This is a genomic window from Mycobacterium paraffinicum, from assembly GCF_001907675.1.
GTDB classification, from domain to species: Bacteria; Actinomycetota; Actinomycetes; order Mycobacteriales; family Mycobacteriaceae; genus Mycobacterium; species Mycobacterium paraffinicum_A.
The window spans coordinates 23,829-45,389 of the sequence record NZ_MPNT01000017.1 but is presented as its reverse complement, the minus strand read 5'-3'; the positions used below and the strand labels follow the sequence as shown (position 1 = coordinate 45,389).

Genomic DNA, 21,561 nt, shown 5'->3' with positions numbered 1-21,561 from the left:
TCAGTAGTCCTCCGGTCGGCCGGTGCTGCGCAAAATCTCGAGAATCTCGGCATGCGCGCGGGGCCCGGCGGCCAGGGCGGAGTCCGAGGCAGGCGACCACGATTCGCCGTGGACATCGGTGACGACCCCGCCCGCCGCCCGCACCAGCGCCACGCCGGCGGCGTGGTCCCACACGTGGCCACCGAAACTGATCGAGCCGCCGAGGACCCCGTCGGCGACGTAGGCGAGGTCGAGTCCGGTGGAGCCGTGCATGCGCAACCGCGACGAGACCCGGCTCAAGTTCTCCAGCACGGCGATGCGGTAGCGCCCGGGGAACCGGCCCCTCGCGTCGGCGCTGAAGGAGCCCGCGCCGATCAGGGCGTCGGCCAGGTCGATGTCGGCCAGCGGCGGTTGCGCCACACCGTTTTTCATCAGCGGTCCGTCCACGACCGCGGTGTAGCGCTGGTCGACGAACGGCAGCCAAGTCAGGCCCGCAACCGGGTCGCCGTGATGCAGCAGGCCGAGCAGGATGCCCGCCATCGGCGACCCCGCCGCGTAGTTGAACGTGCCGTCGACGGGGTCCAGCACCCACACCCACTCCGAGTCGACGTCGGCGCCGCCGAACTCCTCACCGTGCACACCGATCCCGGTCGCCTCTTCCAGCGCGCCGACCACCTGCCGCTCGATCGCGAGGTCGACGTCGGTGGCGAAGTCGTTGCCCTTCTTCTGGACCGCCGAATCGGCGCGGTGCCCGGCCAGGAACGGCTCGGTGGCGTCGTCGAGGATCGCCGAAGCCTTTTCCACCAACGCGTCCAGGTCCGCCACGGCCCCTACCCCGCAACCGCGGCCAGCGCCTGCGGCAGCGTGAACCGCCCGGCGTAGAGGGCTTTGCCCACGATCGCGCCCTCGACCCCGCGGTCGGTGAGCGTCGCGATCGCGCGCAGGTCGTCCAGGCTCGACACGCCGCCGGAGGCGATCACCGGAGCCTCGGTCCGGCCGGCGACGGCGGCCAGCAGGTCGAGGTTGGGTCCACCCAGCGTGCCGTCCTTGGTGACGTCGGTCACGACGAAGCGCGAACAGCCCTCGCCGTCAAGGCGTTCCAGCACCTCCCACAGGTCACCGCCGTCGGTTTCCCAGCCGCGTCCGCGCAGTCGATGCTGGCCGTCGAGGATCTGGACGTCCAGCCCCACCGCGACCTTCTCGCCGTGCTCGGCGATCGCGCGCGCGCACCACTGTGGGTTCTCCAGGGCCGCGGTGCCCAGGTTCACCCGGGCGCAGCCGGTGTCCAGCGCCGCGGCCAGCGAATCGTCGTCGCGGATCCCGCCGGACAGCTCCACCTGCACGTCGAGCTTGCCGACCACCTCGGCGAGCAGTTCGCGGTTGGAGCCCCGCCCAAACGCCGCGTCCAGGTCGACGAGGTGGATCCATTCCGCGCCGTCGCGCTGCCAGCCCAGCGCCGCGTCCAGCGCCGAGCCGTACTCGGTTTCACTGCCCGCCTTGCCCTGCACCAGCCGCACGGCGCGGCCCTCGACCACGTCGACCGCGGGCAACAAGATCAACACATTCCCTCCCGAGCCGTTCTTCACAGAGCCTCGATCCAGTTGCGCAGCACGGCCGCACCCGCATCCCCACTCTTTTCGGGGTGAAACTGGGTGGCGGACAGCGGTCCTTGCTCGACGGCGGCCAGGAAGGGCACCCCGTGGGTGGCCCAGGTGAGGACGGCCTCGGGCGAGCCCTCCCAGCGCTGCGCGGCGTAGGAGTGCACGAAGTAGAAGCGGGTGTCGGAGTCCAGCCCCTTGAACAGGGTGGTGCCTCCCCCGGCGTCGACCACGTTCCAGCCCATGTGCGGGATCACCGGGGCATCCAGCCGGGTGACCTCGCCGGGCCACTGGCCGCAACCCGTTGTCCGCACGCCGAATTCGACGCCGCTGGCGAACAGGATCTGCATGCCCACACAGACTCCGAGCACCGGGCGCCCGGCGGCGACCCGGTCGGCGATGATGCGGTCCCCCTTGACTCTGTGCAGGCCGGTCATGCAGGCCTCGAAGGCCCCGACGCCGGGCACCACCAGCCCGTCGGCCGCCGCCGCGGCGTCGGCGTCGGCGGTCACCTCGACCGACGCGCCCGCCCGCTGCAGCGCACGCTGGGCCGACCGTAGGTTGCCCGAGCCGTAATCCAGGACGACGACGGATGGTTTTGTCACAGAACGCCTTTGGTGGACGGCACGTCGGACACCCGGGGGTCGGGCTCGACGGCCTGACGCAACGCGCGGGCCACCGCCTTGTATTGCGCTTCGGTGATGTGGTGCGGGTCGCGCCCGTACAGGACGCGCACGTGCAGGGCGATGCGGGCGTTCATGGCGAGCGACTCGAACACGTGCCGGTTGATGACGGTGTGGTACGGCACCGAGCTGCCGGCGATGGTGGTGTGCAGCAGGTGATCCGGCTCGCCGGTGTGCACGAAATAGGGACGGCCGGACACGTCGACGACGGCGTGGGCCAGCGTTTCGTCCATCGGGATGAAGGCGTCGCCGAACCGGCGGATCCCCCGCTTGTCGCCGAGGGCCTGCCCGAGCGCCTGTCCGAGCGCGATCGCGGTGTCCTCGATGGTGTGGTGCCCCTCGATCTCCACGTCGCCCTTGGTGCGCACGGTCAGATCGAAGCTGGCGTGGCTGCCCAGCGCCGTCAGCATGTGGTCGTAGAACGGCACACCGGTGTCGACGTGAACCCGGCCGGCGCCATCGAGATCGAGTTCGATGACGATGTCGGATTCCTTGGTGCGGCGCTCGATACGCGCGCGCCGGGTCGCTTTTCCTGCTTCGGTGGTGGTCACGGGGCTCCTACAGGGGTGGCTGGGGCCAGCTCGGTGGCCGCGATCTGGGCACTGGCCCGCAGGAAGGCATCGTTCTCCTCGGCCAGCCCGGTGGTGGCGCGCAGGTAACCGGGAATCCCGACGTCGCGGATCAGGACGCCGGCGTCCAGGTAGCGCTGCCAGGTGGCCGGGGCGTCGGCGAACTGCCCGAACAGCACGAAATTCGCGTCGCTGGGGATCACCCGAAAACCCATGCCCGTCAACGCTTTCGTGACGCGCTCGCGCTCGGCGATCAGCGTGGCGACGCTGCCCAGGGTGTCGTCGGCGTGGCGCAGCGCGGCCCGGGCCGCGGCCTGGGTGACCGACGACAGGTGATACGGCAGCCGCACCAGCAGCATCGCGTCGATCACCGCGGGCGTGGCGATCAGGTAACCGAGCCGCCCGCCGGCGAAGGCGAACGCCTTGCTCATGGTGCGCGTGACGATCAGTTTGGTCGGGTATTCCCGCACCAGCCCCACGGCGCTGGGTTCCGAGGAGAACTCGCCGTAGGCCTCGTCCACGATCAGGATGCCCGGAACCGCGTCGAGCAGCCGCCGCAGACCCGGCAGCGAAACGCTTTGTCCGGACGGGTTGTTCGGGCTCGCGATGAACACCACGTCGGGCCGGCGTTCGGTGACCGCGGCGACGGCCGCATCGACGTCGAGGCTGAAGTCGTCGGCACGGACGCCCTCCAGCCACTCGGTGCGCGTGGCGTCGGAGATGATCGGGTGCATCGAGTAGGACGGGACGAACCCGATCGCGGTGCGGCCGGGCCCGCCGAACGCCTGCAGCAGCTGCTGCAGGATCTCGTTGGATCCGTTTGCGGCCCAAACGTTTTCCACGCCGACGTGCACACCGGTCTGCGCGGTGAGGTAGGCGGCCAGGTCGCGGCGCAGGGCAACCGCGTCCCGGTCGGGATAGCGGTGCAGGTCGGCGGCCGCGGCCGCCACCGACCGCACGACGTCGTCCACCAGCGCCCGGCTGGGTGGGTGCGGGTTCTCGTTGGTGTTCAGCCGCACCGGGACGGCCAATTGCGGTGCGCCATAGGGCGATTTGCCGCGCAGGTCGTCGCGCAGGGGTAAGTCGTCGAGCGTCGGCTCCCGCGGTTCGGTCATCGCTCGAACCTCCGCCGGATCGCCTCGCCGTGCGCCGGCAGGTCTTCGGCCTTGGCCAGCGTGACCACGTGGCCCGAGACGTCCTTGAGCGCGGCCTCGGTGTAGTCGACGACGTGGATGCCGCGCAGGAAGGTCTGCACCGACAGCCCGCTGGAATGCCGGGCCGAGCCCGCGGTCGGCAAGACGTGATTGGATCCGGCGCAGTAGTCGCCGAGGCTCACCGGCGAGTACGGGCCCACGAAAATCGCTCCGGCCGAACGGATTCGGGCGGCCACCACGGGGGCATCGACGGTCTGGATCTCCAGGTGTTCGGCGGCGTAGGCGTTGACCACCCGGACCGCGGCGTCGAGGTCGTCGACCAGGATGATCGCCGACTGGCGGCCTCCGAGCGCGGCGGCGACGCGGTCGTGGTGCACCGTCGTGCGCAGCTGGGCGGCCACCTCGGTGGCGGTGGCGGAGGCCAGGTCCTCGCTGGGAGTGACCAGCACGCTACCCGCCATCTCGTCGTGCTCGGCCTGGCTGATCAGGTCGGCGGCCACGTGGGTCGGGTCGGCGGTGTGGTCGGCGAGGATGGCGATCTCGGTGGGCCCGGCCTCGGCGTCGATGCCCACGTGGGAGCGGCACAGCCGCTTGGCGGCGGTGACGTAGATGTTGCCGGGCCCGGTGATCATGTCGACCGGCACGAGCTCCGCACCGTCCGTGTCGGTGCCGCCGTGGGCCAGCAACGCCACCGCCTGCGCACCGCCGACGGCCCACACCTCGTCGACCCCGAGCAGCCGGGCGGCGGCCAGGATCGTCGGGTGCGGCAGGCCTTCGAACGAACCCTGGCGGCGAGCCTGCGGCGGGCTGGCCACCACCAGCGACTCGACGCCGGCGGCCTGCGCCGGCACCACGTTCATCACGACGCTGGAGGGGTAGACGGCGTTGCCGCCGGGCACGTAGAGGCCCACCCGCTCGACGGGGACCCAGCGCTCGGTGACCGTGGCGCCCGGGCCGAGGGTGGTGGTGACGTCGGCGCGACGCTGGTCGGCGTGCACGGCGCGGGTGCGTTCGATCATCACCCGCAGGGCGTCGACGACGTCGGGGTCCAAACCGGCCAGCGCCGCCTCCAGCGCGCCGTCGGGCACCCGGACGGTCGCGGGGCGCACGCCGTCGAACGACGCCCCGTACTCGAGCGCCGCCTCGGCGCCGCGCTCGGCGACGTCCTGCACGATCGGCCGCACCTTGGGTAGGACGCTCTCCACGTCGGCGCCGCCGCGTGGCAGCGCCGACCGCAGCCGGGCAGCCGTCAGCTCGACGCCCCGCAGGTCGATGCGGGCCATCACAGGTGCTGAAGCGGTACTCATCGCCTCCATTGTCCCAGAGCAACTCAAGTAGTTATCCGACCGGTACAGTGCCGTTGAGTTAGGCCCACACGACTCAGGGAGCCGTCATGTCCGCGAAGGATCACCCCAATAACGCTCCAGGCGTCCCGATGGTGTTCCCGCCCTGGTTCGAGCGCTTCCAGATCAAGTATTTCAACCCCGCGGTCAAGCCGATCGCGCGCTTCCTGCCCGGGACCGCGACCATCAAGCATCGTGGCCGCACCTCCGGCACGCCGTACGAGACGATCATCACCCCGTACCGCAAGGGCAACGTCCTGGCGATCGCGCTCGGCCACGGCAAGACGAACTGGGTCAAGAACGTCCTGGCGGCCGGCGAGGCCGACGTGCAGTTCAGCCGCAACCGCGTGGTGCACATCACCAACCCGCGCATCCTGCCGGCCGGCACCGAGGGTCCCGAGGCCGAACGCCTGCCGCGGATGGCCCGCATGCAGCTGCGCCGGATCGGCGTGTTCGTCGGCGACATCGCCTGAGCCCGGGGCGCGCGCTCGCGGCATTTTTCGTGCGTTGACAGCTCCTGGTGTGCGCTCACGGCATTGCGCGTGCGCTCATGGCGGCGACACGCCGCTGGGGCCCGCCCTGGGCGCACGCTCGACGACCCGAACCCGCCCTGAAGCGGCCTACGCCCTGGTGAAGATCGTCTTGCCGGTCATCGTCGGCCAGTCCGAGGGGGCGTCCTCCCAGGCGACGACCCGGTCGACGGCCGGCGACACGTCCAGGCCGCCCGCCAGCAGGTCGAGCACCCGCGGGATCACCGCACGCGCGCTGACGCGTCCGGTGACGAACCGCACGCCGCGCGAGTACATCGGCAGCAACGGCATCGCGACCTGGTACTCGGGGTAGATCCCGGTGTCGGTGCACACGCCGTCCGGCCAGGTGGCGCGCAGCGTCGCCGCCAGCAGCGCCGCGTCGCTGGTGGTGTGCACGGTGACCGGGTAGGAGCCCCACGACTTGTCGGGTTTGGCGACGTCGTGGACCGCCGCGCCGAGCTTCTCGGCGGCGGCCAGCCGCTGGGGGTCGGTGTCGACGTAGTCGACGTGGGCGCCCAGCGCCGTGGCGATCGCGGCCGAGTACAGACCGATCGACAGCCGTCCGAGCACCAGGACGCGGCGATCGACCGGATCGAGCGCGGCCAGTTCCGCGCTGAACGGCCCGACGGTGCGCCAGCCGTCGGGAATGTTGTCCGACAGGGACGCGATCGAAACGGGGTCGACGCCGTCGGGCGCCGGGATGAGCATCGCGTCGGCGTAGGGGACGAGCACCAGATCCGACATGAAGCCGCCGCCGTCCAGGCCGGCGATCGGCGCCATGCCGTAGGCCGCCATCAGGGGCACCGCGCTGCACGAACCCGTGACGCCGCGGCGGCATTCGCGGCAGTCCCCGCAGTTGATCTGAAACGGCACCACGACGCGGTCGCCGACCCCGGCGCCCGTGACGTCGTCGCCGACGGCGACGACCTCGGCCAGCCCCTCGTGGCCCACCGCGTACCCGGGCGGCAGCGGCAGGCGCCCGTTGCACACCGCGACGTCGAGGTCGCAACACGCCACCGTCAGCGGCCGCACCAGCGCCTGCCCGGGCGCGGTGATCTGCGGCTCGGGCGCCTCACGCCACGCGTATCGCCCGGCTTCTTCGAAGGTCAGCTGCCTCATCTCTGCATTCTTGAGTGATCACTCAAGTAAAGTCAATAGCATGCCGAGACCCGACCGCAGCCGCGCCGCGTTGATCGACACGGCCGCCACGCTCTTCCGCCGCCAGGGCTACGCGGCGACCGGCCTGAACCAGATCCTCGAGGAGGCCGGCGTCAAGCCGGGATCGCTGTATCACCACTTCCCGCAGGGCAAGCAACAACTGGCCGCGGCGGTCGTCGAGACCGAAGGGGCCGGTATCGAGCAACTGCTGCGCAGGTTCCTGGCGACGGGCCGGCCGGCGGCCGACATCGTCGATCGCTGGATCGACGTGCTGGCGGCGGGGTTGGCCGGCGACCGGCGCGACGGCTGCCCGATCGAACCGGTCGCGACCGAGTCGGTGCACGCCAGCGCGCTGGTGCGCGAGGCGTCGGCCCGCGCCTTCACGGGCTGGTGCGCGGCGGTCGAGGAGCGGCTGCGCTCCGACGGCTGGGCCGCGGCGGAGTCGAAAGACGTTGCGCTGGCGGTGATCTCGCTGATCGAGGGGGCGCTGATGCTGTCCCGGATCTCCGGCGACGCGGCCGCGCTCGACGCCGCCAAACCCGCCGCGCGCACGTTGCTGCGTGGCTAGCGGCCCCTACATGTCCAGGCCGATGTCGAGCGCGCGCACCGAGTGCGTCAGCGCGCCGACGGCCAAAAAGTCCACCCCGGTGGCGGCGTAGGTGGCGGCGTTGTCCAAGCTGAGCCCGCCGGAGGACTCGAGCAGCACCGCCGGGGCGCGCGTGTCGCGGCGCTGCACCGCCATCTGCGTCTGCCACACCGGGAAGTTGTCCAGCAGCACCAGTTCGGGCTTTTCGGCCAGCACCTCGTCGAGCTGTTCGAGCGAGTCCACCTCGACCTCGCAGGGCAGATCCGGCGCCGCGTCGCGCACCGCGCGCAGCGCGTCGACCACCGATCCCGCGGCCACCACGTGGTTGTCCTTGATCAGCGCCGCATCCCCCAGCCCCAACCGGTGGTTGACGCCCCCGCCGACCCGCACCGCGTATTTCTGCAGCGCGCGCAGGCCCGGCAGGGTCTTGCGGGTGTCGCGGATCTTGGCCTTGGTGCCGTCCACGGCGTCGACCCAGGCCGCCGTCGTGGTGGCGATGCCCGACAGGTGGCAGACCAGGTTCAGCATGGTTCGTTCGGCGGTCAGCAGGCCGCGGGTGTCGGCGCGCACGCTCAGCACCGGCTCGCCGGGCTGCAGCCGGGCGCCGTCCTCGACGCCGTGCACCACCTCGTAGCCGCCGGCGAGGACGGCATCCAGGACCAGCATGGCGACCTCGACGCCGGCGATCACGCCGGGCTCCCGGGGCACCATCGACGCCGTGGCCACCGCGCCGGCGGGCACCGTCGCGAGCGTGGTGATGTCGGGCCCGAAGCGCAGGTCCTCTTCCAGCGCCCGCCGGATGGTGTCTTGAGCGGCGCTGCGCTCATCAGGCAGCATCATCAGCCCACCGCCGCCAGCGCCTCCACCAGCACCGAGTTCTGGTCGTCGGCCAGCCGCAGCACGCTGCTGCGGGCCTGTTCCGGTCCGGGGTCGGGGTACTCCGCGCGGTGGTGGCAACCCCGGCTCTCGTTGCGGGCCAGGGCCGCCGCGGTCACCGCGCGGGCGGACACGGCCAACGCCACGTCCTCGAAATCGCGGCGGCCGGCGACGGCGCGCACCGGCGCCCCCGACAGCGCGTCGGCCAGCCGCGTCAGCCCGGCGGCGTCGCGCACCACCGAGGCGTCGCGGCTCATCGCGGCCTGCAATTCGGCGCGTTCGGGCGCCGTGTGGGCGATCGGCTCGGGCGTCGTGAACGGCACGGGCCGGACGCGGCCGGTTGCCACGGCGTGCGCGGCCGCGGCCCGGCCGGCGCGGCCGCCGACCACCAGGCCTTCCAGCAGGCTGTTGGACGCCAGCCGGTTGGCGCCGTGCATGCCGGTGCGCGCCACCTCGCCGGCCGCAAACAGCCCGGGCAGCTCCGTCTGCCCGTGCACGTCGGTGACGACGCCGCCGCAGCTGTAGTGCGCCCCCGGCACGACCGGGATCGGTTGGCGGACGGGGTCGATGCCGGCGGCCCGACACGCGGCGGTCACGGTCGGGAAGCGGGCCGCGAAACCGTCGATGCCGCGAGCGTCGAGGAAGACGCACGGGTCGCCGGTGGCCTTCAGCCGCGTGTCGATGGCCGCCGCGACGACATCGCGCGGCGCCAGGTCGCCCATCGGGTGCACGCCCGCGGTGACCGAATTGCCTTGCCGGTCAACCAGTATCGCACCCTCACCGCGGATGGCCTCGGTAACCAGCGGGCGCCGGCCGCCGGCCGCGCCGGCGTACAGCATGGTGGGGTGGAACTGGATGAACTCCAGGTCGCTGACCGCGACACCGGCCCACAACGCCAAGGCGATCCCGTCGCCGGTGGAGCCTTCCGGGTTGGTCGTCGCCCCGTAGAGGTGCCCGAGGCCGCCGGAGGCCAGGATCACCGCGGGCGCGGCGATGATTCCGTAACCGTCCCGGTTGGCGACGGACACGCCGGTCACGGCGGTGCCGTCGTGCAGCACGCGCAGGCCGACGTGAGCGGTGCGGATGTCCAGCAGCCGGGCGGCGTGGTCGAGCGCGCGCTGCACCTCGGCGCCGGTGGCGTCGCCGCCGGCGTGCACGATCCGCCGCCGGGAGTGCCCGCCTTCCCGGGTGACGTCCCAGCGACCGGGGACCGCCTCGTCGAATCGCGCTCCGGCGCCGACCAATTCCGACACCGCGCGATAACCGTCGGCGACGATCGAGGTCACCGCGTCGGGATCGCACAGGCCGGCGCCCGCGGTCACGGTGTCGGCGACGTGGGCCTCGACGGAATCGTCGTTGTCGGGGAGCACCACCGCGATGCCGCCCTGGGCGTAATGCGTCGCGGTCACCCCGCGCGCGTGGTCGGCCTTGCTCAGCACGACGACGCTGCGCCCGGCGCGGTGGGCGGCCAGCGCCGCGGCCAATCCCGCGACACCGGTACCGATGACGACGACGTCGGCGCTGTGCGTCCAGGCGGGGCGGGCGATCATTCACCACCGCCCGGCTGGCCGATTTCGATCATGCGCTGCACGCTGCGGCGGCCCGCCGCCGCGATCTGAGGGTCGACGTCGACTTCGTCGGCCCCCTCGACCAGGCAGCGCAGCAGCGCCGCGGGGGTGATCATCTTCATGTACTTGCACGACGCCCGGTCGTTGACCGCGCGGAAGTCGACTTGCGGTGCGGCCCGGCGCAATTGGTGCAGCATGCCGACCTCGGTGGCGACCAGCACCTTGCGGGCCCGCGTTCGGTGCGCCGCGTCGAGCATGCCGCCGGTGGACAGGATCTTCACCCGGTCCGCCGGGACGGCGCCCTCGCCGGCCAGGTACAACGCCGAAGTGGCGCAACCGCATTCGGGGTGCACGTAGAGGTCGGCATCGGGGTTGGCCCGCGCCTGCTCGGAGAGCTCGTCGCCATTGATGCCGGCGTGCACGTGGCACTCACCGGCCCACACGTGCAGGTTCTGGCGACCGGTCACCCGGCGCACGTGCGCGCCGAGGAATTGATCCGGGCAGAACAGCACCTCGCGGTCGGGGTCGATGGATGCGACCACGTCGACCGCGTTGGACGACGTGCAGCAGATGTCGGTGAGCGCCTTCACCGCGGCCGTGGTGTTGACATAGGAGACGACGACGGCGCCGGGGTGCTCGTCCTTCCAGGCGCGCAGCTCGTCGGCGGTGATGGAATCGGCCAGCGAGCAGCCGGCCCGCTGATCCGGGATGAGGACCGTCTTGTCCGGGCTGAGGATTTTGGCGGTCTCCGCCATGAAGTGCACGCCGCAGAACACGATGGTGTCCTCGGGGGCCTCGGCGGCGATCCGCGACAGCGCCAGCGAGTCGCCGACGTGGTCGGCGACGTCCTGGATGGCGGGCAGCTGGTAGTTGTGGGCGAGCACGGTGGCACCGCGCAGCTTGGCCAGGCGGCGGATTTCGGCGGCCCATTGCGCGTCTCCGTCGACGCCGGCGTAGCCGGTGGGCGAATTCGTGACGTCGGCCATCATTTCTTCGGCGAGCGTGTCCATGCGATTCATAACCGTCACGGCGGCTCCTTTCAGCCCGGGAGGTTTTCGACTTATAATCGAAAACATGGGCCATACTAGCACTGAACACGAGGTGCTCGCGGTGGTGTTTCAGGTTCGCCGGGTAACGACCGGACCGCGGACGGAGAAACCGCAGCTAAACGTGCTGTTATGGCAGCGTGCCAAGGAGCCGCAGCGCGGCGCCTGGTCGCTGCCGGGCGGTCGGCTGCGCAACGACGAGGACATGACCACCTCGGTACTACGCCAGCTGGCCGAGAAGGTCGACCTCAAGGAACTGGCCCACCTCGAACAGCTGGCCGTGTTCTCCGACCCGAACCGGGTGCCGGGCGGCCGGGTGATCGCGTCGACCTTCCTGGGATTGGTGCCCTCCCCCGCCACCCCCGAGCTGCCGCCGGACACCCGCTGGCACCCGGTGAGCAGCCTGCCGCCGATGGCCTTCGACCACGGCCCGATGGTGACCCACGCCCACGCCCGGCTCAGCGCCAAGCTTTCCTACACCAACCTCGGATTCGCCTTGGCGCCAAGGGAATTCGCGCTCTCTACGCTGCGCGATATCTACGGTGCCGCGCTGGGCTATCAGGTTGACGCGACCAACCTGCAGCGGGTGCTGGTCCGCCGCGGCGTGATCAGCCAGACCGGCACCATCGCGCAGTCCGGCCGCAGCGGCGGCCGGCCCGCGGCCCTCTATCACTTCACCGACTCCCAATTACGGGTCACCGACGAATTCGCCGCGCTGAGGCCGCCGGGTCAGGTCTGACGCGAGCGAATGCCGCTCCGGATAGGCTTGCGAGAAGCGTCGCCGGGTGACGCGGCCACAAACTGGGTACCAGTGACGTGCATGACTCCGATCCGCCGCCGAAGAAGTCGCTCACTGTGCGGCGATTACGTTTTGGTTACCTGCCGTTCGTACGCGAGAATGCCGGATGGCCTAGAAGGGAGCCTCAATGGCTGAGCTCGGCAATCTGGCAGGCACGCGCGGGGCGGAGTGGATCGCCCGGCCGCCGCACGAGGAACTGCAGCGCAAGGTGCGCCCGCTGCTGCCCTCCGACGACCCGTTCTACCAGCCGCCGCTCGGCTTCCAACACGCCGAACCCGGCACCGTGCTGCGCTCCCGCGACGTCGAGCTGGCGTTTCTGGGGCTGATCCCGCAACCCGTCAAGGCCATCCAGCTGCTCTACCGGAGCATGGACCTCAACGGCGAGCCCGAGGCCGCCGCGACCACCGTGATCGTCCCCGCCGAGCTGACCCCGGAACGCCCCTGCCCGCTGCTGTCCTACCAGTGCGCGATCGACGCCGTGTCGTCCCGCTGCTTCCCGTCCTACGCGCTGCGGCGGCGGGCGAAGGCCCTCGGGTCGATCGGCCAATTCGAACTCTTCCTGATCACCGCGGCTGTCGCCGAGGGCTGGGCCGTGTCCGTGCCCGACCACGAGGGGCTGCGGGGCCTGTGGGGCGCGCCCTACGAACCCGGCTATCGCGTCCTGGACGGCATCCGGGCCGCCCTGGGTTCGGAACGCCTCGGGCTCTCGCCGTCGGCGCCGATCGGCCTGTGGGGGTACTCCGGTGGCGGACTGGCCAGCGCCTGGGCGGCCGAGGTGTGCGCCGAATACGCGCCCGAGCTGGACATCGTCGGGGCGGTGCTGGGATCGCCCGTCGGGGATCTCGGCAACACCTTCCGCCGCCTCAACGGCAGTTTCCTGTCGGGCCTGCCCGCGTTGGTGGTGGCGGCCCTCGCGCACATCTACCCCGAGCTGGACCGGGTGATCAAAGAGCACAGCAACGAGGAGGGGCGCGCCCTGCTCGAGTCGCTGGAGAAGATGACCACCGTGGAGGCGGTCGTCCGCATGGCCGGCAAGAACATGGGCGACTACCTCGACGAGCCGCTCGATGCCATCCTGTCGACGCCCGAGGTCACGCACGTGTTCGAGAACATCAAGCTGGGTGTCGCGGTGCCGACGCCGCCGGTGTTGATCGTGCAGGCCGTCCACGACTACCTCATCGACGTCAACGACATCGACGTGCTCGCTGACGCCTATTCGGCCGGCGGCGCCCGGGTGACCTACCACCGGGACGCCTTCAACGAGCACATGCTGCTCCACCCGCTGTCGGCGCCGATGACGCTGCGCTGGCTCACCGACCGCTTCGACGGCCGGCCACTGACCGAGCACCTCATCCGGACCACCTGGCCGACGATGTTCCACCCGATGACCTACGTCGGCATGGCGCGGCTCACCAAAATCGCGGCCAAGGTCATCCTCGGCCGCAGGATTCACCGCCGTCCGCTATGACCCGGACGCCTCCGGGGCGCTGCCCGCTGCCACCGGCAGCGCATCGGAAGACCGGTCGCGCGGCGGGATAGCCCCCAGATCGTCGCGGGCGTCGGCGGCCGCGAGCACCGCATAGACCAGCGCGGCGATCGCGGCGGGCCACAGCAGGGTCAGCGCCACCCGCAGCGGATCGCTCGCGAAGAACACCGGCGGCGCCTGGATGACGTAGGCCACCGACGGGCCCCTCGGCAGCGGTATCGCGTCGAAGTTCAGCGCTCCGTACCTGATTCGGGCCAGCGCCGCCCCGGTGGCCGCCGCGACCGCCGCCGCGGTCACCAAGCCGGTCGCCAGCGCGACGACCATGCCCGGCCCCCGGCGCGCGCGCCACTGCCACGCCAGCGCCGGTGCCACCACCGCCAGCACGGTCAGCAGGCCCAGCATCAGGCAGGGCGCGTCGAAGAAGTGCTGGGACTCGTTGCCGAGATAGTCGTGGACCCGTTCACCGGCGCGCGTGAGGGCCACCACGGCGTGGATCGGCGGGGCGATCCACGCCCACAGCGCCCCGAGGAGCACCCCGGCCGCCATCGGCGCCAGCCCCGCGAGGACGATCGCGCGCGCCGGCAATGTGCGCGGGATCGTGTTCGGCGGGGTGTGCGCGGGCTCGGTCATCGCTGGCCCTCCAGGTCGACGGAGTCGACCTGTCCGTGCCGCGAGCACCGCGCCCGCCAGCCGTCGGGGCGCACCTGCACCACCATGCGGCGTCCGCATTCCGCGCAGAATCGGGGCGGTTCCAAACCCAACTGCGCCGCTGTCGGCACCGCGGTGCCCCCCAATTCGCCGGTGTAGACGTTGTAGACGCCCGCGCTGACCGGTGCGCCCAGATCGTGGACCACAGTCTCCAAGTCTCTTACAAAGTGGCGTTGAGCGCCTTGATCGGCATCTGCAGGTCGTCGAGCAGTTCCAGATCGGCTTCGGCCGGCCGGCCCAGCGTGGTCAGGTAGTTGCCGACGATCACGGCGTTGATGCCGCCCAGGATGCCCTTCTTGGCGCCCAGGTCGCCCAGGGTGATCTCGCGGCCCCCGGCAAAGCGCAGCATCGCGCGCGGCAGGGCCAGCCGGAAGGCGGCCACCGACTTCAACGCCTCGGCCACCGGCAGCACCTCCAGGTCGCCGAACGGCGTGCCCGGCCGCGGGTTCAGGAAGTTCAGCGGGACCTCGTCGGGCCCCAGCTCGGCCAGCTCGGCGGCGAACTCCGCGCGTTGCTCGAGCGTCTCGCCCATGCCCAGGATGCCGCCGCAGCACACCTCCATGCCGGCGGCGCGCACCATCGACAAGGTCTGCCAGCGCTCTTCCCAGGTGTGGGTGGTCACCACGTTGGTGAAGAACGAGCGGGCGGTCTCCAAGTTGTGGTTGTAGCGGTGCACACCCATGGCCGAGAGCTGCTCGACCTGCTCGGCGGTCAGCATCCCCAGCGAGCAGGCGATGTTGATCTCGACCTCGTCGCGGATCGCCTCGATGCCGGCCGCGACCTGGGCCATCAACCGCTCGTCGGGCCCCCGCACGGCGGCCACGATGCAAAACTCGGTGGCACCCGACTTGGCGGTCTGCTTGGCGGCCTCGACCAGGCTGGGAATGTCCAGGCGGGCGCTGCGCACCGGCGAGGCGAACAACCCCGACTGCGAGCAGAAGTGGCAATCCTCGGGGCAGCCGCCGGTCTTCAGGCTGATGATGCCCTCGACCTCCACCTCCGGGCCGCACCAGCGCATCCGCACCTCGTGGGCCAGCGCCAGCAGGTCGTCGAGCCGGTCGTCGGGCAGCTGCAGCACCCGCAACACCTGCTCCCGACCCAGTCCCTCGCCGCGCTCGAGCACCTGTTCGCGGGCCACCGCCAGGATGTCCGCGTCGTTCGCGCCGGTCGCCGGTCGAGTCGCCGCTTGAGTCACCAGTACTCCCCTGCATCGTCGTGACCGCGCGCGCGGCCTCCTGCCCCACGGTCGTGGCGGCTGCGAATAAAAGTGTTCAAAGTAGGGTAACGGCCGCGATGCATGCCGCCCGCCGGGGTATCTCACCACCATGACCGATCCGAACGTCACGTACGTGGCTCACCACATGATCCTGCTGGCGATTCCCGCGTTCCTGCCGGCGGTCATCGTCGTCGGTGTGATCCTCTACGTCGCGCTCAAAGACCGCCGTTCCCGCGACCAGCCGGAAGACGCCGGTCAGCGCGACGGCGAAGATCGGTGATTGACCGGCCCGGGAATTGGGCATTCCGCTTCCTGCGAGCTGGATCACAGGTCGCGGGTTGTCCCGGCAGCATTGGGAGGTTTTGACGATGAAGTCGACGGAACTGACAGTCCTTGCCGAGGCGCCGGCGCGCGGCGCCGGCCTCAACCAGGTGATCGGGCTGTCGGTCGCGGCGGTGGTGATCGCCGCGGCGATGCTGTGGGTCGGCTATGCCCACCGCACCCATCGGATCGAGTGGCTGACCCGGCTCGCCGACAAGCTGGGCGAGAAGTTCCACCGGCCCAATTGGGTGGCGCTGCCGGTCCTCATCTTCACCACGTTCATCATCTGCGCCCTGTTCGGGTTCATCTGGGACGTCAGCTGGCACATCGGCAACGGGCGCGACCCCGGCCCGTTGGCCAACCCCGCGCACTACTTCATCATCATCGGACTGTTCGGCATCTTCGTCGCCGGCATGGTCTCGGTCGTGCTGCCGTTCGACAGGCCGGGCCCCGCGGCGGTGCGCATCACGCGCAATTGGCACGCCCCGGTCGGCGGCCTGCTGATGGCGGGCTGCGGGATGTACGCGATGATCGGGTTCCCCCTCGACGACATCTGGCACCGGATCTTCGGGCAGGACGTAACACTATGGGGCCCAACGCATTTGATGATGATCGGTGGGGCCTGCTTCTCGCTCTTCTCGGTGCTGATGCTGGAGCGCGAGGGCGAGGCGCACGACGCCGACGAGGTGACCCACGGCGCGTTCATCACCTTCCTGCGTTACCTGTCGTTCGGCGGGCTGTTCATCGGCTTGTCCGTCTACCAGATCGAGTTCGACTTCGGGGTTCCGCAGTTCCGGCTGGTGTTCCAGCCCATGCTGATCGCCGCGGCGTCCGCGCTGGCGGCCGTCGCCGCCCGCGTGACGATGGGGCGCGGCGCCGCGATCATCGCGGCGCTGTTCGCCATCGCGCTGCGGGGCGCGGTCGCGCTGGTGGTCGGCCCCATCCTGGGCGCCCCGATCAACTGGTTCCCGCTGTACCTGGGTCCCGCCCTCGTCGTCGAGCTGGTGGCGCTGACCCCGCTGATCAAGCGCCCGGTGGCCTTCGGCGCCGTCTCCGGCCTCGCGGTGGCCACGGTGGGGCTGTGGCTGGAGTCGCTGTGGATCGGCGCGGTGTACCACTACCCGTGGCCGACGAGCATGTGGGGCGAGGCGCTGGCGATGTCGGTGCCCGTGGCGGCGTTGACCGGGGTGTGCGGCGCGCTGTTCGGCCTCGTCCTCACCGGCCAGCGCCTGCCGGGCCGCCGGCTCGGCATCGGCGTCGTCGCCCTGACCGTGCTGGTGATCGGCGTCGCGGTGGCCAACGGGTTGCACATCCTCGTGCCCGAGAAGAACACCGCCACGGTGACGCTGACGGATCTGCCCAGCCCCGCGGGGCAGCGGATGGTGTCGGCCGACGTGATGATCTCCCCGACCGCCATGGTCAGCGACCACCCGGACTGGCTGACGATCCTGTCCTGGCAGGGGCGGATGCAGAACGACCGCGGCCTGATGATCGACAAGCTCGCCAAGGTCGGGCCGGGGCACTACCGGTCCACCCAGCCGGTCCCGGTGTGGGGTGACTGGAAGACGCTGTTGCGGGTGCAGGACGGCCGCACGATGACGGCCGTGCCGATCTACGAGCCGGCCGACGCCGCCATCCCGGCGCCCGAGGTCCCCGCGCTCGCGACCAGCACGCGGCCGTTCGTCCTGGAAGTCACGATCCTGCAGCGCGAACGCGACCAGAGCGCGCCGGCCTGGCTGTTCACCGCCGGCGGGATCGTCGTGCTGTTCCTGACGCTGATGGTGATCACCGCCCTGACCTGGGGCGCCGGCCGGATCAACAACTACGACACCCTGCCCAAGCGGCCCGAGGAGGAGAAGCACACCGTGCCCGGCACCCCCCAGGCGGCGTGACCGATGGGGATGCGTAGCGCCCTGGCCGCGGCGTGGGTGGCGGCCCTGGCGTGGGCGTTGATCGCGTGCGGCGGTTCGCAGCACCAGTCCCCGGCCGCCGGCCCGACGGTCGACGTCACCATCGCCAAGGGGCAGGTGACCCCCACCAACGCCACGCTGCAGGCCACGGTCCGCCAGCAGATCACCCTCCGAGTGACCAGTGACGCCGCCGACGAACTGCACGTGCACTCGACGCCCGACCACAAGTTCCCGGTGGCCGCGGCGCCGAATCAGACCTTCCAGTTCGCCGTCGACGTCCCCGGCAACGTCGAGGTGGAGCTGCACCACCTGGACCGCACGATCGCGACCATCCAAGTCCAACCGTGAGCGACCGCGCGGTACTCGCGCACGGGCTCGGCGGATCCGGCGACCTTCCGGTGCCGTACATGTACGCGATGGTCGGTGCGGCGTGGGCGCTGACATTCACCTTCGCGCTCGTCGCCTTCGCATGGCGGCGGCCGGGGTTCGATCCGGGGAAGCCGGGCCGTGCACTGCCGGCGGCGGTGACCGCGGTCGTCGACGCGCGGGCGACCCGGTGGGCGGCGGCCGCGCTGGCCCTGGTCTTCGCGGCGTGGGCGGTGGCGGCCGGGGTGTGGGGCCCGCGGTCGGAGGCCAACGCCCTGCTCGGCGTGTTCTACGTGCTGCTGTGGGTCGGACTGGTGGCGCTGTCGCTGCTGGTCGGGCCGGTCTGGCGGGTCATCTCCCCGATGCGGACGATCTACCTGCTGTTGCGCAGCGGCACGCCGGAGCGCTTGCACACACCGCGGCTGTCGTATCCCGACGGCTGGGGCTATCGCCCGGCCGCGGTGGGCCTGTTCGCCTTCGTCTGGATGGAACTGGCCAGCCCGAACCCGGCGTCGCTGCCGTGGGTGCGGGCGTGGCTGGCCGGCTATGCCGTGGCCATGCTGGTCGGCGCCTGGTTGTGCGGCCAGCGCTGGCTGGCCCGGGCCGATCCCTTCGGGGTTTACAGCATGGCGGTGTCGCGCCTGTCGCCGTTTCGGCGCAACCCGGAGAGCGGCCGAATCGTGGTGGGCAACCCGCTCGACCATTTGCCGTCGTTGCCGGTGCGGCCCGGCGTGGTGGTGCTGCTCGCGGTGTTGCTCGGGTCCACCGCGTTCGACAGCTTCTCGTCGTCGGCGACGTGGCGCGGTTTCGCCGACGGGCTCTCCCCCAAGATCGGCCTGGCGCCGGCGGCGTCGTCGTCGCTGCTGCGGACCCTGGGGCTGATCGTGTTCATTTGCGTTGTCGCCGTGACCTTTTCGCTCGCCGCCCGCGCGACCGGTGGCGTGGACCGCGCGCAGCGCCGCGCCCTGCCCGGGCAGATGGCGCATTCGCTGATCCCGATCGTGGTGGGCTACATCTTCGCCCATTACCTGACCTATCTCGTCGAGCGCGGACAGCAGGCCGTGTTCGCGCTGGCCGACCCCTTCGGCCGCGGCTGGAACGTGTTGGGACTGGCGCATCAGCAGGTCGCCTACGTGCTGTCCACCCACCCGCCGGTGCTGGCCGGGATCAAGGTGGCGTGCGTGGTGACCGGCCACATCCTCGCGGTGATCGCGGCCCACGACAAAGCGCTGCGGCTGCTGCCCGGCGGCCACCAGCTCACCGGTCAGCTGACAATGATGCTGGTCATGGTCGGCTACACGTTCACCGGCTTGTACCTGCTGTTCGGCGGTTAGCCGATCAGGTAGTCGACCTTCTTCTCGCCGTTCCAGTGCCGCAGGGCGGCGAAGCTGCCCTCGACGAGCGCGGGCCGCCCCGCGATGCGCAGCGCGCGGCCCAGCGCCGGCCCGCCGACGCGGCGGGCCAGCGTGACGTGCGGCGTCCATTGACCGGGCAGGCTGGTGGGGGCCGGCGCGGGGGCCAGGTGGTCGCCACACAGCCGGTGCACCTCCGAGTGGAAATCGAGCAGTTCGGCCGTCGGCACGATGAGCCGGGCCAGGATCGCGTTGGACCGCCCGAGCAGCAGCGACGCGCCGACGCCGCAGCGCAGCGGCAGCCGCCCGGTCAGTTGCCGCAGCGCGGCGTCGGCCTCCTCGGCGATGCGGTCGGCCACCGCGAGCGTGACGTGCGGCCGCCCGGCCGGCGCCTGGCTGGGAATCCCGGCGTCCGCCAGCGCATCCCACAGCCCACGGATCGTCGCCTCGGTGTCGGCGTCGAAGAGCAGCTCGATCGAGTGCACCATCAGCGGGCCAGCGCGGTGACCCAGTCGCGGTCGAACGCCGCCGCGCTCATCTCCGCGAACTGCGCGGCGTCCATCGCCCCGGCCCCCGCGGGCAGCGCGGCCCGGACCGGGCCCAGCCGGTCCAGGGCGACGCGGTTCGAGACCTCCACCGGCCCGGGGCGGGCCGGCCAGCTGCCGATGACCAATCCCGCGCACGAAACATCGTGCGCGGCAAGCGCTTCCAGTGTCAGCGCGGTGTGGTTGAGAGTGCCCAGTTCCGCGGCGACCGCGACCAGCGCCCCGGCGCCCAGCTCGACGGCGAGGTCGCGCAGCGTGACGCCGTCGGCGGCGAGTTCGACCAGCAGCCCGCCGGCCCCTTCCACCAGCGTCAACCGGCCCGGGCGGTCCAGGCCGGCGATCAGCCGCAGCACCTCCCCGGCGGTGGGCAGCGCCGCGCCGGCCAGCTCGGCCGCGGCGGCCGGCGCCAGCGGTTGCGGATAGCGGGCGAGCCCGGCCCGCTCGGTCACGCCGGACAGGCGGGCGACCTCGGCGAGATCGTCGTCGCCCGATTCGGTGCCCGTCTGGACCGGTTTGCACACCGCCACGTCGATGCCGGCCTGGCGGGCGTGGCAGGCCAGGGCCGCGGTGACGACGGTCTTGCCGACCCCGGTGCCCGTGCCCGTGACGACCAGGACGGTCAAGGGCGCGTCACAGCGAGGACGTCGGTGAGCACCCGCCGGGCGATCTCGAGCTCGGCGGCGTCCATGGAGGCCCGCGCGGTCAGCCGCAGCCGCGACGTCCCGGCGGGCACCGTCGGGGGCCGGAAACAGCCCACCTTCACGCCGGCGTCCAGGCAGGCGGTCGCCGCGGCCAGGGCCACCTCCGGCTCCCCCAGGATCACCGACACCACCGCCGACTGCGGGGCGTCGGGAACGTCGCACACCTCGGCCAGGGCGCGGGCATGCCGCAACACCGCTTCGGGTCGCCACGGCTCGGCCCGCAGCACGGTCAGCGCGGCGCGCGCGGCGCCCACCGCGGCGGGCGCCAGGCCGGTGTCGAAGATGAACGTGCGCGCCGCATCGATCAGGTGGGCCCGCACCGCCGCCGGTCCGAGCACCACGCCGCCCTGGCTGCCCAGCGCCTTGGACAGGGTCGTGGTCATCACCACGTCGGGAGCGCCCGCCAGCCCGAGCTCGTGCAGCAGCCCGCGGCCACCGCCGCGCACACCCAGGCCGTGGGCCTCGTCGACGATCAGCAGCGCGCGGTGGCGGCGGCAGGCCTCGTGCAACTCCCGCAGCGGCGCCAACGCGCCGTCGGCGCTGAACACCGACTCGGTGATGACGACCGCCCGCTCCTCGTCGCGGGAGGCGAGGGCGGCCTCCACGACGTCGACGTCGCGGTGCGGCGTGACCACCACCCGGGCCCGCGACAGCCGGCAGGCGTCGACCAGGGACGCATGAGAGAGGGCGTCGGACACCACCAACGCACCCCGGCCCGACAGGCCGACGACGGCGCCCAAGTTGGCCGCGTATCCGGACGAGAACAGCAGGCCCGCCGAGGCGCCGACGTACCCGGCGAGCTCCGACTCGAGCTGCTGGTGCAGTTCGGTGTCGCCGGTGACCAGCCGGGAACCGGTGGCCCCGGCGCCCCACATGCGCAGCGCGGCGACGCCGCCCTCGATCACGTCAGGGTGCTGGGACAGGCCGAGGTAGTCGTTGGACGCCAGATCGAGCTCGGTGGCGACGGCCGGACGGGGCCGCAACGAGCGACGCAGCCCGGCCTCGCGACGCTGCTTCTCCACCGCCTCCAGCCAGGCCAGCGGTGATGCCTCGATCGGTGTCTTCAT

The 21,561-nt window shown here is 71.6% G+C and carries 24 protein-coding genes; 8 read left to right on the top strand and 16 right to left on the bottom strand.

The annotated features are described in order from the left end of the window. The 6 genes from BRW65_RS18665 to hisD are packed head-to-tail and all read right to left on the bottom strand — an operon-like array spanning position 1 to position 5,269. The gene (locus BRW65_RS18665) at positions 1–804 is read right to left on the bottom strand and encodes an inositol monophosphatase family protein (RefSeq protein WP_073877166.1); all 804 of its coding nucleotides are present in this window, start codon (positions 802–804) and stop codon (positions 1–3) included. A 5-nt stretch (positions 805–809) separates the two neighbouring features. Beyond that, positions 810–1,541 (bottom strand): bifunctional 1-(5-phosphoribosyl)-5-((5-phosphoribosylamino)methylideneamino)imidazole-4-carboxamide isomerase/phosphoribosylanthranilate isomerase PriA, encoded by a 732-nt coding sequence (priA, locus tag BRW65_RS18660; RefSeq protein WP_073877259.1) that lies wholly within the window; start codon positions 1,539–1,541, stop codon positions 810–812. 20 nt (positions 1,542–1,561) lie between these two features. Continuing rightward, on the bottom strand, positions 1,562–2,182 hold the full coding sequence (gene hisH / locus BRW65_RS18655; protein WP_073877164.1) for an imidazole glycerol phosphate synthase subunit HisH: 621 nt from the start codon (positions 2,180–2,182) through the stop codon (positions 1,562–1,564). Next, positions 2,179–2,811 carry an imidazoleglycerol-phosphate dehydratase HisB gene (hisB, locus tag BRW65_RS18650; RefSeq protein WP_073877162.1) on the bottom strand — a complete coding sequence of 211 codons (633 nt, stop codon included), beginning with the start codon at positions 2,809–2,811 and terminating at the stop codon, positions 2,179–2,181. The genes hisH and hisB overlap by 4 nt, the downstream gene beginning before the upstream one ends. Then, positions 2,808–3,944: a histidinol-phosphate transaminase gene (locus BRW65_RS18645; RefSeq protein ID WP_073877160.1), complete on the bottom strand. Its 1,137-nt coding sequence runs from the start codon at positions 3,942–3,944 to the stop codon at positions 2,808–2,810. Before BRW65_RS18645 ends, hisB begins: the two co-directional genes overlap by 4 nt. Then, positions 3,941–5,269: a histidinol dehydrogenase gene (gene hisD, locus BRW65_RS18640; protein WP_139273176.1), complete on the bottom strand. Its 1,329-nt coding sequence runs from the start codon at positions 5,267–5,269 to the stop codon at positions 3,941–3,943. The genes BRW65_RS18645 and hisD overlap by 4 nt, the downstream gene beginning before the upstream one ends. Positions 5,270–5,376: 107 nt before the next feature. Here hisD and BRW65_RS18635 point away from each other — a divergent pair, with 107 nt between their 5' ends. Continuing rightward, positions 5,377–5,799, top strand: coding sequence for a nitroreductase family deazaflavin-dependent oxidoreductase (locus BRW65_RS18635; RefSeq protein WP_073877156.1), 423 nt, complete (start codon positions 5,377–5,379; stop codon positions 5,797–5,799). A 147-nt stretch (positions 5,800–5,946) separates the two neighbouring features. On the opposite strand, the gene BRW65_RS18630 is transcribed toward BRW65_RS18635, so the two are convergent. Then, positions 5,947–6,975 (bottom strand): zinc-dependent alcohol dehydrogenase, encoded by a 1,029-nt coding sequence (locus BRW65_RS18630; protein ID WP_073877153.1) that lies wholly within the window; start codon positions 6,973–6,975, stop codon positions 5,947–5,949. Positions 6,976–7,015: 40 nt separating this feature from the next. On the opposite strand from BRW65_RS18630, the gene BRW65_RS18625 reads away from it, so the two are divergent. Beyond that, the gene (locus BRW65_RS18625; RefSeq protein ID WP_073877151.1) at positions 7,016–7,582 is read left to right on the top strand and encodes a TetR/AcrR family transcriptional regulator; all 567 of its coding nucleotides are present in this window, start codon (positions 7,016–7,018) and stop codon (positions 7,580–7,582) included. A 6-nt stretch (positions 7,583–7,588) separates the two neighbouring features. Here the strand turns inward: BRW65_RS18625 and nadC are convergent, their stop codons facing one another. The 3 genes from nadC to nadA are packed head-to-tail and all read right to left on the bottom strand — an operon-like array spanning position 7,589 to position 11,072. Next, positions 7,589–8,440 (bottom strand): carboxylating nicotinate-nucleotide diphosphorylase, encoded by an 852-nt coding sequence (gene nadC / locus BRW65_RS18620; protein WP_073877149.1) that lies wholly within the window; start codon positions 8,438–8,440, stop codon positions 7,589–7,591. After that, positions 8,440–10,023 carry an L-aspartate oxidase gene (locus BRW65_RS18615; protein WP_208611886.1) on the bottom strand — a complete coding sequence of 528 codons (1,584 nt, stop codon included), beginning with the start codon at positions 10,021–10,023 and terminating at the stop codon, positions 8,440–8,442. The genes nadC and BRW65_RS18615 overlap by 1 nt, the downstream gene beginning before the upstream one ends. After that, the gene (gene nadA / locus BRW65_RS18610; protein WP_073877145.1) at positions 10,023–11,072 is read right to left on the bottom strand and encodes a quinolinate synthase NadA; all 1,050 of its coding nucleotides are present in this window, start codon (positions 11,070–11,072) and stop codon (positions 10,023–10,025) included. The genes BRW65_RS18615 and nadA overlap by 1 nt, the downstream gene beginning before the upstream one ends. A 46-nt stretch (positions 11,073–11,118) precedes the next feature. On the opposite strand from nadA, the gene BRW65_RS18605 reads away from it, so the two are divergent. Continuing rightward, on the top strand, positions 11,119–11,829 hold the full coding sequence (locus BRW65_RS18605; RefSeq protein ID WP_073877142.1) for an NUDIX hydrolase: 711 nt from the start codon (positions 11,119–11,121) through the stop codon (positions 11,827–11,829). Between the two features lie 187 nt (positions 11,830–12,016). Continuing rightward, on the top strand, positions 12,017–13,357 hold the full coding sequence (locus BRW65_RS18600) for a lipase family protein (RefSeq protein WP_073877140.1): 1,341 nt from the start codon (positions 12,017–12,019) through the stop codon (positions 13,355–13,357). On the opposite strand, the gene BRW65_RS18595 is transcribed toward BRW65_RS18600, so the two are convergent. The 3 genes from BRW65_RS18595 to bioB are packed head-to-tail and all read right to left on the bottom strand — an operon-like array spanning position 13,352 to position 15,278. Then, positions 13,352–14,005, bottom strand: coding sequence for a DUF2567 domain-containing protein (locus BRW65_RS18595; protein ID WP_073877138.1), 654 nt, complete (start codon positions 14,003–14,005; stop codon positions 13,352–13,354). The genes BRW65_RS18600 and BRW65_RS18595 overlap by 6 nt on opposite strands. Then, positions 14,002–14,229, bottom strand: coding sequence for a hypothetical protein (locus BRW65_RS18590; RefSeq protein WP_073877257.1), 228 nt, complete (start codon positions 14,227–14,229; stop codon positions 14,002–14,004). Before BRW65_RS18590 ends, BRW65_RS18595 begins: the two co-directional genes overlap by 4 nt. Positions 14,230–14,243: 14 nt before the next feature. Then, on the bottom strand, positions 14,244–15,278 hold the full coding sequence (gene bioB, locus BRW65_RS18585) for a biotin synthase BioB (protein ID WP_073877136.1): 1,035 nt from the start codon (positions 15,276–15,278) through the stop codon (positions 14,244–14,246). Between the two features lie 130 nt (positions 15,279–15,408). Between bioB and BRW65_RS31790 the strand changes: the two genes are divergently transcribed. From BRW65_RS31790 to BRW65_RS18570, 4 genes are all read left to right on the top strand, one after another. Then, positions 15,409–15,579: a hypothetical protein gene (locus tag BRW65_RS31790; RefSeq protein ID WP_167374066.1), complete on the top strand. Its 171-nt coding sequence runs from the start codon at positions 15,409–15,411 to the stop codon at positions 15,577–15,579. 88 nt (positions 15,580–15,667) lie between these two features. Then, positions 15,668–17,512 carry a hypothetical protein gene (locus BRW65_RS18580; protein WP_073877134.1) on the top strand — a complete coding sequence of 615 codons (1,845 nt, stop codon included), beginning with the start codon at positions 15,668–15,670 and terminating at the stop codon, positions 17,510–17,512. A 3-nt stretch (positions 17,513–17,515) separates the two neighbouring features. After that, complete coding sequence (locus BRW65_RS18575) at positions 17,516–17,878, top strand: hypothetical protein (protein WP_073877132.1); 363 nt, start codon at positions 17,516–17,518, stop codon at positions 17,876–17,878. 59 nt (positions 17,879–17,937) lie between these two features. Beyond that, positions 17,938–19,230, top strand: a complete 1,293-nt coding sequence (locus BRW65_RS18570) for a hypothetical protein (protein WP_244168138.1) — start codon at positions 17,938–17,940, stop codon at positions 19,228–19,230. Here the strand turns inward: BRW65_RS18570 and BRW65_RS18565 are convergent. The 3 genes from BRW65_RS18565 to BRW65_RS18555 are packed head-to-tail and all read right to left on the bottom strand — an operon-like array spanning position 19,227 to position 21,561. Then, positions 19,227–19,736 (bottom strand): 2'-5' RNA ligase family protein, encoded by a 510-nt coding sequence (locus BRW65_RS18565; RefSeq protein ID WP_073877128.1) that lies wholly within the window; start codon positions 19,734–19,736, stop codon positions 19,227–19,229. The two genes, BRW65_RS18570 and BRW65_RS18565, sit on opposite strands and share 4 nt — an antisense overlap. Next, positions 19,736–20,416 carry a dethiobiotin synthase gene (gene bioD, locus BRW65_RS18560; protein WP_073877125.1) on the bottom strand — a complete coding sequence of 227 codons (681 nt, stop codon included), beginning with the start codon at positions 20,414–20,416 and terminating at the stop codon, positions 19,736–19,738. Before bioD ends, BRW65_RS18565 begins: the two co-directional genes overlap by 1 nt. After that, positions 20,413–21,561 (bottom strand): 8-amino-7-oxononanoate synthase, encoded by a 1,149-nt coding sequence (locus BRW65_RS18555; RefSeq protein ID WP_073877123.1) that lies wholly within the window; start codon positions 21,559–21,561, stop codon positions 20,413–20,415. Before BRW65_RS18555 ends, bioD begins: the two co-directional genes overlap by 4 nt.